General features: G+C 45.2%; 10 protein-coding genes and 1 rRNA gene. 10 read left to right on the top strand and 1 reads right to left on the bottom strand.

Features of this window, described 5'->3' with window-relative positions; all coding sequences use genetic code 11:
* Positions 1–9 precede the first annotated feature (9 nt).
* From hprK to lepA, 9 genes are all read left to right on the top strand, one after another.
* Positions 10–966 carry an HPr(Ser) kinase/phosphatase gene (gene hprK / locus ACQY26_RS06170; protein ID WP_428048270.1) on the top strand — a complete coding sequence of 319 codons (957 nt, stop codon included), beginning with the start codon at positions 10–12 and terminating at the stop codon, positions 964–966.
* Positions 953–1831, top strand: a complete 879-nt coding sequence (gene rapZ / locus ACQY26_RS06175; protein WP_428048271.1) for an RNase adapter RapZ — start codon at positions 953–955, stop codon at positions 1829–1831. The genes hprK and rapZ overlap by 14 nt, the downstream gene beginning before the upstream one ends.
* Entirely contained in the window at positions 1825–2214 is a 390-nt protein-coding gene (locus tag ACQY26_RS06180; protein WP_428048272.1) for a PTS sugar transporter subunit IIA, read from the top strand. Before rapZ ends, ACQY26_RS06180 begins: the two co-directional genes overlap by 7 nt.
* Positions 2215–2676: a PTS sugar transporter subunit IIB gene (locus ACQY26_RS06185; protein WP_428048273.1), complete on the top strand. Its 462-nt coding sequence runs from the start codon at positions 2215–2217 to the stop codon at positions 2674–2676.
* On the top strand, positions 2676–3287 hold the full coding sequence (locus ACQY26_RS06190; RefSeq protein ID WP_428048274.1) for a PTS sugar transporter subunit IIC: 612 nt from the start codon (positions 2676–2678) through the stop codon (positions 3285–3287). Before ACQY26_RS06185 ends, ACQY26_RS06190 begins: the two co-directional genes overlap by 1 nt.
* A 4-nt stretch (positions 3288–3291) precedes the next feature.
* Positions 3292–4104, top strand: a complete 813-nt coding sequence (locus tag ACQY26_RS06195) for a PTS system mannose/fructose/sorbose family transporter subunit IID (protein ID WP_428048275.1) — start codon at positions 3292–3294, stop codon at positions 4102–4104.
* 12 nt (positions 4105–4116) lie between these two features.
* The gene (locus ACQY26_RS06200; protein ID WP_428048276.1) at positions 4117–4383 is read left to right on the top strand and encodes an HPr family phosphocarrier protein; all 267 of its coding nucleotides are present in this window, start codon (positions 4117–4119) and stop codon (positions 4381–4383) included.
* Positions 4380–6110, top strand: coding sequence for a phosphoenolpyruvate--protein phosphotransferase (ptsP, locus tag ACQY26_RS06205; RefSeq protein WP_428048277.1), 1731 nt, complete (start codon positions 4380–4382; stop codon positions 6108–6110). Before ACQY26_RS06200 ends, ptsP begins: the two co-directional genes overlap by 4 nt.
* Before the next feature lie 86 nt (positions 6111–6196).
* Positions 6197–8017: a translation elongation factor 4 gene (gene lepA, locus ACQY26_RS06210; protein WP_428048278.1), complete on the top strand. Its 1821-nt coding sequence runs from the start codon at positions 6197–6199 to the stop codon at positions 8015–8017.
* A 48-nt stretch (positions 8018–8065) separates the two neighbouring features.
* Here the strand turns inward: lepA and ACQY26_RS06215 are convergent, their stop codons facing one another.
* The gene (locus ACQY26_RS06215; RefSeq protein WP_428048279.1) at positions 8066–9076 is read right to left on the bottom strand and encodes a squalene/phytoene synthase family protein; all 1011 of its coding nucleotides are present in this window, start codon (positions 9074–9076) and stop codon (positions 8066–8068) included.
* 785 nt (positions 9077–9861) lie between these two features.
* On the opposite strand from ACQY26_RS06215, the gene ACQY26_RS06220 reads away from it, so the two are divergent.
* Positions 9862–10809: ribosomal RNA gene (locus tag ACQY26_RS06220) — 16S ribosomal RNA — on the top strand; the annotation flags it as partial.

Consider the following 10809-nt stretch of genomic DNA (forward strand, 5'->3'; position numbering starts at 1 on the left):
GGTGGTATCGTGCCGGAATTCGCCCGTTCTATAACAGTCGCGCAAATGCTCGAGGACAAGGGGCAGGAATTAAGCCTCGAGCTTTTGTGCGGCCGGGAATATATCAACAGGGAAATAATCAAGCCCAGCATAAACAGGCCGGGCCTCGCCCTTGACGGTCATTTGGAAAATTTCCGCGCGGAAGCCGTGCAAATAATGGGCCGCGGGGAATACGCTTTCTGCGCCAAACTGTCTTATAAAAAGTTAAAAGCCAATTTAAAAAAGATGTTTAAAGCGGGGCAGGTTCCCTGCGTTGTGGTAACGGCCGGAATGAAAGTCCTTCCGGGCATAAAGCAGGCCTGTAAGGAGGAAAAGCTTCCCCTTTTGAGCACTTGCCTTGATACGGCCACTTTCGTATCGGAGCTTATAGCTTATTTGGATGATTGCATTTCCCCCAGAACTCATGTCCACGGCGTACTTGTAAAAGTTTCCGGCATGGGCGTGCTTATACGCGGGGACGCGGGCATAGGCAAAAGCGAATGCGCTTTGGAACTTATTAAGCGCGGGCATATTTTGGTGGCCGACGACGTTGTGGAAATACAGAGGCGTCGCGGACATTCTTTAATAGGTTCATGTCCTCCGATGCTTAAGCATTATATGGAAGTGCGCGGCTTGGGCATTTTGGATATAGGGCTTTTATTCGGCGTAGGCGCGGCCATGGACAGCACTGCGATAGAAATGGAAGTCAATCTTGTAGCCCCCACCGGCGAGATTGACCGCTTGGGCATAGAACAGCAGCGCAGTAATATTTTGGGGGTGGAAATAAACTCCCTTACCATTCCCGTAACCCCGGGGCGCAACCTTGCGGTATTGATAGAAGTGGCGGCTTTGAACCAGCGTCTTAAAGGGCAGGGTATAAGTTCGGCCAAGGAATTTAACAAAAAACTGCTTGAAAAAATGAAAGGCGGCAAAAATGGAACAAAATAAAAAAGGCAAATTTTTTATTATTACCGGTATTTCCGGCGCGGGACGAACCCAGGCTTTAAAGATTTTCGGGGATTTCGGGTTTTACTGTGTGGATAATTTGCCTTTGGCCCTTTTCGCCAATTTCAGCAAACATATAAAAGACAGAGGCACTTGGGATAATATCGCCCTCGGCATAGATATCAGGGAAGGAGAAAGCTTAAAAAGCCTTCCAAGCGTTATGAAGTCCATCAGCCGTCAGGGTTTTGAGCCGAAACTTCTTTTTTTGGAAGCGTCGGATGACGTTCTCGTAAGGCGTTTTTCAGAAACCAAACACAAACATCCTTTGCAGGAACAGCTTTTGACGGCCCTGGCAAAAGAACGCCAGTTTTTGGCTCCCATAAAACAGCTTGCCGATACCGAAATCAACACCAGCAATTTGACTTTGGGCGAACTTAAAGAAAAAATTTCCAAACTTTTGGAAATCAAACGCACTCAGGAAATGAACATTTCCGTCGTTTCTTTCGGTTACAAGCACGGCCTGCCCATGGAAGCGGATTTGGTTATGGACGTACGCTTCTTAAAAAATCCTTACTATGTCGCGGCCCTTAGGGAGAAAACCGGCCTTGATAAAGAAGTGCAGGACTATATTAAAAAATCTCCGCACGCTTTAAATTTTCTTAAAAAGTTTATGGATTTAGTTGTTTATTTGGTGCCTAAATACATAAAGGAAGGCAAATCTTATCTTACGATAGCCGTAGGATGCAGCGGCGGCAAACACAGAAGCGTTTTTATGGCGCATTCCCTTGCGGAAATTTTAAGGGAGAAAGGTTTTAAAGTGTCGGAGTTCCACCGCGATATTAATATAATTAAGAAGGAAACATGGTAAAAATAATATTGGTTGCCCACGGTCCGCTTGCGCCGGCTTTGCTGGAAACAGCCTCAGGCATATGCTGTTTTGAGCAAAATTCGGTTCGGGCGTACAGCGTCAGCGGCAAAGCCGATCTCGAAAAAATCGGCGCGGAAATAAAAGCCTTGGCCGAAGACGGCGAGGTTTTGGTTTTGGCCGATACTTTCGGCGGCAGTTCTTGCAATATGGCTTTATCTTGCACGAACGGGCTTGGCAATGTTCGCGTTGTATGCGGGCTTAATTTAAATATGCTTTTGGCCGTCCTTAACAATATATCCAGGCTCGGCCTTCACGCTTTGGCGGACAAAGCCGTGGAAGACGGCAAGCGCGCCGTTTTTAATGCGACGGAGAGTGTAAAATAAATGGAAATAGCCCTTATCAGAATCGACAGCCGGTTAATCCACGGGCAAGTGGTGCAGGGATGGCTGCCTTCTCTGTCGGTAAAGGAAGTGGTGGTGGTTTCCGATACGGCCGCTTCAAGCAGGCTCATGGGCAAAATGATGAGAATGAGCCTTCCTCAGGAATATGCTCTGCAGGTTATGGAGCCTTCAGCCGCCGCGTCTTATTTGCTCGGGGAAGCCCAAGGCAAAGCTTTGGTTCTTGTGGAGGACGTATCTTCTTTGTCGCGGCTTGCGTCCGCAGGGGTTAAACTTAAGGAAGTTATTATCGGCAACACCAAGTACGAGGAAAGCAAAAAGCAATATTCGCAAGGCGTGTTTTTGTCTGCCGACGAATATTCCCTGCTTAAACAAATGTATGAAGAAACCGGCGTGGATTTCATTTTAAAAACCTTGCCCACGTCTTTAAAAACGAGGTTGTTTTAATGGCGGAACTTCTGCTTATATGCGCCGTTTTGGCATTTATCGAGCTTGATACCACCTATCTGGGCCAAGTGCTTATTTCAAGGCCTACGGTGGCTGGCAGTATCATCGGCCTTTTAAGCGGCAATTTCTTTTTGGGTTTGCAGCTGGGCATATTTACGGAACTTATTTATCTTGATTTTATGCCGATAGGCGGCGTAGTTCCCCCGAGCGGTGCCGTAAGCTGCGGCGTCGCGGTTATAATGGCGCAGTTTTTTAAAGTGGATATTTACTTCGCGTTCTTCGTCGGTATAATAGGCGGTCTGGCGTTTTCTTTCGCGGAAAAGGAACTCAGACGTCTTCGCGCCAGGATACTTCCTCAGCAGGAAAAGGCTTTGAAAGAAAATAAAACCACCGCAGCTTGTGTTTTGTTTCAAAGCCTGCTTTTGCAATTTTTGGCGGTTTATGCTTTCTTATTGGTATGCGTAAGCGTAATCGGCCCGGTATTCGGCGGAATAAGCGCAAAAATACCCGAGCATTTGCACATGGCTTTTAAGTTTTCATATTTTGTGGTGCCTTGGATAGGGCTGACCGGTTTGCTGCTGTCTTTCAGCGCGAAGCCCAAATCGGATTAATTTTATGCAAAACAAATTAGGAATATTTTTAAGGACATTTTTATTGCAGGGGTATTGGAACTTCGCCCGTTTGCAGAACGTCGGCATGCTTTATATTATGGAGCCCGTTTTAAAACGTCTTTACAAAAACAGGCCCGCGATATATTTGCGCGCCAAAGCCCGCAATTTGGAAACATTCAACAGCCACCCTTCCATGAGCGTTTACAGCATAGGCGCCATGATAAAACAGGAAGAAAAACTGGCCGGTTTGGAGGGGGATGAACTTCTTGAAGAAGAACGCGAATGGCGCATAATCCGCGCCAGCACCGCCAATACCGCCGCTTCGATAGGCGACAGACTGTTTTGGGCGGTTTTAAAACCTCTTTCGCTGGTTTTCTGTTTCGTTATTTTATTTGTCGGTCAAGTCGACATGGTCCGCGACGACGTCGTTACGGAGCAAAGTTTCGTCGCCGCGCTTTTGGCTCTGGCCGGTTCTTTGCTTATTTACAATATACCTTCGCTCTTCATACGTTTTAAAGGGCTTAAGGACAGTTACCTTGGCAGCGAAGATAATTTTTACGGCCTTATCAATTTAAATTGGAACAAAACAATCGGTTTTCTTAAATTGCTCGGCCAGGTGTTGGTGATATTCGTAATTTTTTACGCCGTATATATCAGGTTCCGCAATTCTCCCATGGATCCGGATTCTATCGCGCGAATATCGCTTTTGGCCGCTTTTTTGATATTAAGCATCTTTATGCGCAAATTGAATATACCGAATATATTTCTTTATCTTATAGCGACGTTGGTATTCGGCATAGCGGCTTTTTTGGCATAAAACGGAGATCTTGTGATTAAAGAAAAAATAGAAATAAAAAACAGATTGGGAATACACGCCCGTCCCGCGGCAATGATAGCGCAGGAGGCCGGCAAATACCAAAGCGAGATATTTATTTCAAAAGACGGCATGGAAGTAAACGCCAAGAGCATTATGGGCATAATGATGATTGCGGCGGAACAGGGCAGCGACGTGGAACTTTCCGTAAACGGGAAGGACGAAGCCTCCGCTTTAGACGGGCTCAAAGCGGTATTTTCAAAAATTTTTGAGGAAGAATGATAATAGTCAAAGGCATAGCGGCCAGCCCCGGTATAGCCATAGGCCCGGCCTATTTGGTTAAGCCGGATAATACGGTCATAGAAAAAAAGCACATTCCCCCGACGAATATCGGCTGGGAGCTGCGCCGTTTTGAAGAAGCGGTGGAAAAGAGCATGGCCGATTTAGAGGCAAGCCAAGCCCAGGTAAAAAGTTTGTTCGGCAGTAAATACGCCAAGCTTATAGCGGCGCATAAACTTATCTTAAAAGATCCTCTTTTAATTTCTTCCGTAAAAAATAAAATTGAGAAGGAGCAAATCAGCGCGGAATATGCTCTTTCCTGCGCCGCCAAGGAAATAACGGCCCGTTTCGAATCTTTAAAAGACGAGCTTTTCCGCGAGCGCAAATATGATTTGGCCGACGTAGCGAAAAGGTTGTTTGAAAATCTTACAAAAAAGAAACAAAATAAATTTTCCGGCATAAAAGAACCTTCAATAATAATCGCGCATAATTTGTTTCCTTCCGACACTATAAATTTAAAAGGCAAGAACGTACTGGGCTTTGCAACGGATATAGGCGGCAAAACCAGCCATACGGCGCTTTTGGCTCAAAGTATGCAAATGCCGGCCGTCGTCGGTCTTTCCGACGCATCAAGCCAAATTAAAGACGGCGATTTAATAATTTTAGACGGCGAAACCGGCCTTATCCTCATCAATCCCGAACCTAAAATTTTAAAACAATATAAGGAAGAGCAGATAAAAATAGACGAAGCGGAACTATCTTTAAAACAAATAAGTCCGCTCCCCAATGAAACTTCGGACGGCCATAAAGTTTCGCTCTATATCAACTATGATCCCCGCCGGGATTTTAAAGCATGGGACGCTTTCCGCTCCGACGGTCTTGGCCTTTTAAGAACGGAATTTATTTATATGGACAGGTTTGATCCCCCGTCGGAAGACGAGCAATATCAAATCTATAAAAAAACCGCTCATCGTTTTGATAAAAGGCCTGTAACGATCAGGCTGGCGGACTTGGGCGGCGATAAAATAACTCAGCTCGGTTTGGGCCGCAGGGAGAAGGAAAGCAATCCTTTTATGGGCTGCCGCGGCATAAGGCTTTTTCTTAAATATCCGGAACTTCTGTACACCCAGCTTAGGGCGATAGTCCGGGCCTCCGCGGAGGTTGACGCTTCCGTAAAAATAATGATACCCATGGTGTCTTCCGTGGAAGAGGTGCGGGAAGTCAAAGCCGCATTAAAACAAGTCCTGAAAGAAACGGAAGATTCCGGTATAATTCCGCGCCGTCCCATTATGCTTGGCGCGATGATAGAAGTGCCTTCCGCCGCATTAAGTTTAGACGGCATTTTGCCGGAGGTGGATTTCATTTCAATCGGCACCAACGATCTTATACAATATTTGATAGCCGTCGACAGGGGCAATCAGGAGGTTGCGGAGCTGTACGATCCTTATCATCCCGCCGTACTCAGGACCATAAACTTTATAATACAAGGCTGCCGCAAAAAGGGCAAGCCTGTCAGCGTATGCGGGGAAATGGCTTCGGACCCTGAAATGATACCTTTCTTGGTCGGCTTGGGTGTGGATATTTTATCTCTTTCTCCCAGAATGTTTTTAAGAATAAAAAGCACATTGAGAGGTTTAAATTTTGAAGCCTGCGCCGATTTGGCCCAGGCGGCAATGCTTCTCACAAGTTCCGAAGAAATAAAAACTCTTCGGGAAGACTATTCTCTTTAAATCCTTTCCGCGCGGCGCGGCGTGCTTTTGCGCCCGTTTCTTCTTTAACGGGAAATATGACGGACAAATTTGATAAAATATAAGCAATGAACAAGATTCGCAACTTTTCAATAGTAGCCCATATAGACCACGGCAAGACAACTCTCTCAGACAGGATTTTGGAAGATACCGGCACCGTGCCCAGGCGCAAAATGACGGCGCAGCTTTTAGACGGTATGGATCTTGAACGCGAAAGAGGCATAACGATTAAGGCCAAGGCCGTCAGGATAAAATATAAAGATTATATTTTAAATCTGATTGACACGCCGGGCCACGTGGATTTTTCTTACGAAGTCGCGCGTTCTCTGCGCGCCTGCGAGGGCGTTTTATTACTGGTTGACGCTTCGCAAGGGGTTGAAGCTCAGACGGTGGCGCACGCTCATTTGGCGCAGAGTTTGGGCTTAAAAATCATTCCCGTGATTAATAAAGTTGATTTGAATCAGTCCGACGCCGACATCTCCGAAGAGCAGCTTTGGGAAGTTCTTAAAGATCCTATTACGGCAGAGCGCGTTAGCGCCAAAACAGGCCTCGGCATAGATCATCTGCTTGAAAGAATTGTCGAAGACATCCCCGCCCCCAAGGGCGAGGTCAACGCTCCGGCGCGAGCTTTGATTTTCGATTCTTATTATGACGCTTTCCGCGGCGTAATCGTGTACGTCAGAATGATTGACGGCAAGATAAAAGCCGGGCAAACCTTAAAGCTTATGGCTTCCGGCTTCAGCTCAAAGATTGAAGAAGTCGGCATAATGACGCCTAAGCTGGAAAAATGCGCCGGCCTTCAAAGCGGCGAAGTCGGGTACGTCATAGCCGGGATAAAAGATATACATCAGGTGCAAGTCGGCGATACAATAACCACTGCGGATAATCCCGCAGCGGAGCCCTTGCACGGCTACAGCGAAGTAAAACCGGTGGTGTTTGCAAGTATTTTCCCGATAGAATCCACGGAATATCCGCTTTTAAGAACCGCGCTTGAAAAGTTGAATTTGTCCGATTCTTCTTTCAGCTATCAGAGTGAAACTTCAAAAGCTTTGGGCTTCGGTTTCCGCCTCGGCTTTATGGGTCTTTTGCATATAGAAATCGTAAAAGAAAGATTGGAAAGGGAATTCGGTCTTTCCCTTATCGCAACGAGCCCGAACGTAATTTATCAGGTAAAATTTATTTCCCGTAAGACGCACCCGCAGGAACTTGCGGCTTTGGCCGACGCCGGCGACGGCTATAAATGGATTGATAATCCGGCCAATTTTCCGCCTTACGGTGATATTATCGACATTAAAGAGCCCACCATAAAAATAAAAATAGTTACGCCGATAGCGTATATGGACGGCGTTATGACATTGCTTAAAGAAAAGCGCGGAACTTTCATCAGCTTGGATCATCTTTCCAGCCAGCGCGTCATGATAAACTATTATATGCCTATGGCGGAAATGGTAATTGATTTTTACAATAAATTAAAATCCGTTTCCAAGGGTTATGCTTCCTTTGATTACGAGATTGACGAATACCGCAGCGCCGACGTGGTTCTAATGGAAATTTTGATACACGGTTCCCCGGTGGACGCTCTGTCCGTAATAACGCATAAGGATAAAGCCGTTACGCGCGGCAGGCTTCTTTGTGAAAAACTTAAGGAGCTTATCGGCCGCCAGCAGTTTGAAGTCGCCGTACAGGCCCGCGTCAACGGTAAGATTATCGCGCGCGAAACTATCCCGGCCTACCGCAAGGACGTTATCGCCAAATGTTATGGCGGCGATATTACCAGAAAGCGCAAACTTTTGGAAAAGCAAAAAGAAGGCAAAAAGAGAATGAAGAGCATCGGTGCGGTGGATATCCCGCAGGAAGCTTTTATAGCAATGCTTAAAATTGAAGAGTAATTAAAAACAGCCGCTTTAAAGCGGCTGTTTTTTAGTGCAAAATATTTTCTATCTGCCTGTTTGTTCCCTTACAAGAGCGGCTTTTTTATCAACCAATTTGGCAAACACTTTGTTGCTGAAGCAATATAAGGGGCTGGCCAGCATGGTCAGGTGAATAGTTTTTTTCGGAATTTTCTGTATTTTGTTTTTATCCAGCAAATTCTTACAGGAAGCCAAAAGCAAAAGCGTATCAAAACTCCAAAGCACGGGCCAGGCAACCGCCGCGCGGGAAAAGAACTTCCGTCGGGGTATGCCACTCATAAAAGCTTTTGCGTTCTCCAAATTATCTACGCCCCAGTTAATCCACTTGAATATTATAGGTTTAAGCTTCTTGTATGTTTTCTTTTCCAGCAAATCCTGAGGCATTAAATCATTTGAGGTTAAATCCGTAAGCGGCAAATAAATGCGTCCTATTTTTATATCTTGCGGCAAGTCTCTTAATATATTTGTTATTTGCAGGGCCATACCTATTTTTTTGCCGTTTTCCGTGAAAGCGCTGTCCTCTTTTCCGTTAAGTAGCAGCTTCGCCCAAAATATGCCCGGTTCTCCGCCCATATGCTCGCAGTAAAGCTCCGTCCTGGCGGAGCTGGGGGAAGCTTTCAGCAAACCGCTTTCGCTTTCCGGGAAATAAGATAAATCCCATTGCATTGCTTTGCATACTGCGTTTACGACGTTCAAAGTAATTTTTTTATGTAAAGGGGATAGCTTTTTGAAAGCTTCAAGACAAATATCAATATGTTCCAAAAGCACGCGTTCGTTTTCATGCAAGTTGTTCTTTTCGGGTATTGCTTTTTTAAATTCTTGAAGCAGGCCCTCGTCGTTTGTTTCAACCATTTTCGGATAATCGTGTATAATTTTTATTCTTTTATCTACACTTATTAAATCCGTGTCGGCTATACTGTCGGCGGCGCGGCATATTAAATACGCGCAGGAAAAAGTCCCGCCCATATTTTTAGGCATGAATTTTGCGCTCAGGTATAAAGTTCGCGCTGTACTTTTAAGTAATTCGTCCATGTTCATAATCAGATTTTAGCAAAGTTTTGCCGAGTTGAGATAGTTTTTTATAAGTTTCTTCTCCCGTCGGAGATTTTACAAAAGTATTGACAAGTAGGTAATAATATAAGTAAAATAAGAATATAGAAAGCGAGAGCCCGGAAGAGGGCGCGCAGAGACGGCGGTCAAAGACCTCTTGACAAGAAAAAGAGAATAATGATAAAATAAATCAAGAAGGTCGTGGCAGGAGTCGCGAAAAAAGTTTTAAAAAAGCTTGACAACTTTAAAAATAAATGATTAAATAAAAGGGTAGTCAAGAAAAAGTGATCTTTAAATAAGTACCGATTTTAAGTTATTAAAGAAAGTAGTTGACACGAAGTATTAAATTTGTTTTAATAGAAGAGTAGTCACTAAAGGCTTAAGGAAATAAGCCGAAAGAAAAAGTCGAGTTTAAAAAAAGGCTTGACAGACTTAAAAAGATTTAATAGAATAATTCATGTAGCCTAGAAACGGCTGCAGGAAAGAAGACAAAATTTCCGATTTGCTTCTTGAAAGAGAAAGCAAACGAGGAAATTTCGCTCTCTGAAAATTTGATCGCAAATGTGCGAATGGGCAACTTGAGGCGGAGATATAGACGCGAGTGTATATCGACTAATCAAGTAACATTCAAACAAGAGCTTATATATATACCTATATATAGGTCAACGTTTAATTCTAGAAGTAAAAAAGTAAAGAAAGAGTCAAAAGTCAACAAATCTTCGTTAAGCGTTGCGGATGCTTAAATAGGGAAACCTGTTTAAACATCTTCAATTTTAATGGAGAGTTTGATCCTGGCTCAGAGTTAACGCTGGCTGCGTGCATAACACATGCAAGTCGAACGGGGATTATAGATGTAGCAATACATTTGTAATTCTAGTGGCAGACGGGTGAGTAATACATAAGGAATCCACCTGAGAGCGGGGAATAACTGGCCGAAAGGTTAGCTAATACCCCATAATATAGAGAAGTGGCATCACTTTTTTATTAAAGGTTTTTCGCTCACAGACGATCTTATGGTCTATCAGCTAGTTGGTAGGGTAACGGCCTACCAAGGCGACGACGGATAGCCGGCCTGAAAGGGCGACCGGCCACAGGGGCACTGAGACACGGGCCCCACTCCTACGGGAGGCAGCAGTGGGGAATTTTGGACAATGGACGGAAGTCTGATCCAGCAACGCAGCGTGAAGGACGAAGGTTCTCGGATTGTAAACTTCTTTTGCAGGGGAAGAAAAAAATGACGGTACCCTGTGAATAAGCCACGGCTAACTACGTGCCAGCAGCCGCGGTAAGACGTAGGTGGCAAGCGTTACTCGGAATTACTAGGCGTAAAGCGCACGTAGGCGGAAATTTAAGTCTGTTGTGTAATCTCCGGGCTCAACCCGGAAACTGCAACGGAAACTGGGTTTCTTGAGTGAGGCAGAGGAAGACGGAATTCCTGGTGTAGCAGTGAAATGCGTAGATATCAGGAGGAACACCGGTGGCGAAGGCGGTCTTCTGGGCCTTTACTGACGCTAAAGTACGAAAGCTAGGGGAGCAAACGGGATTAGATACCCCGGTAGTCCTAGCCGTAAACGATGATAACTAGGTGTGGGAGGTATCGACCCCTTCCGTGCCGACGCTAACGCATTAAGTTATCCGCCTGGGGAGTACGGCCGCAAGGTTAAAACTCAAAGGAATTGACGGGGGCCCGCACAAGCGGTGGATTATGTGGTTTAATTCGA

Source organism: Candidatus Proelusimicrobium excrementi, assembly GCF_937881865.1.
Taxonomy (GTDB): domain Bacteria; phylum Elusimicrobiota; class Elusimicrobia; order Elusimicrobiales; family Elusimicrobiaceae; genus Proelusimicrobium; species Proelusimicrobium excrementi.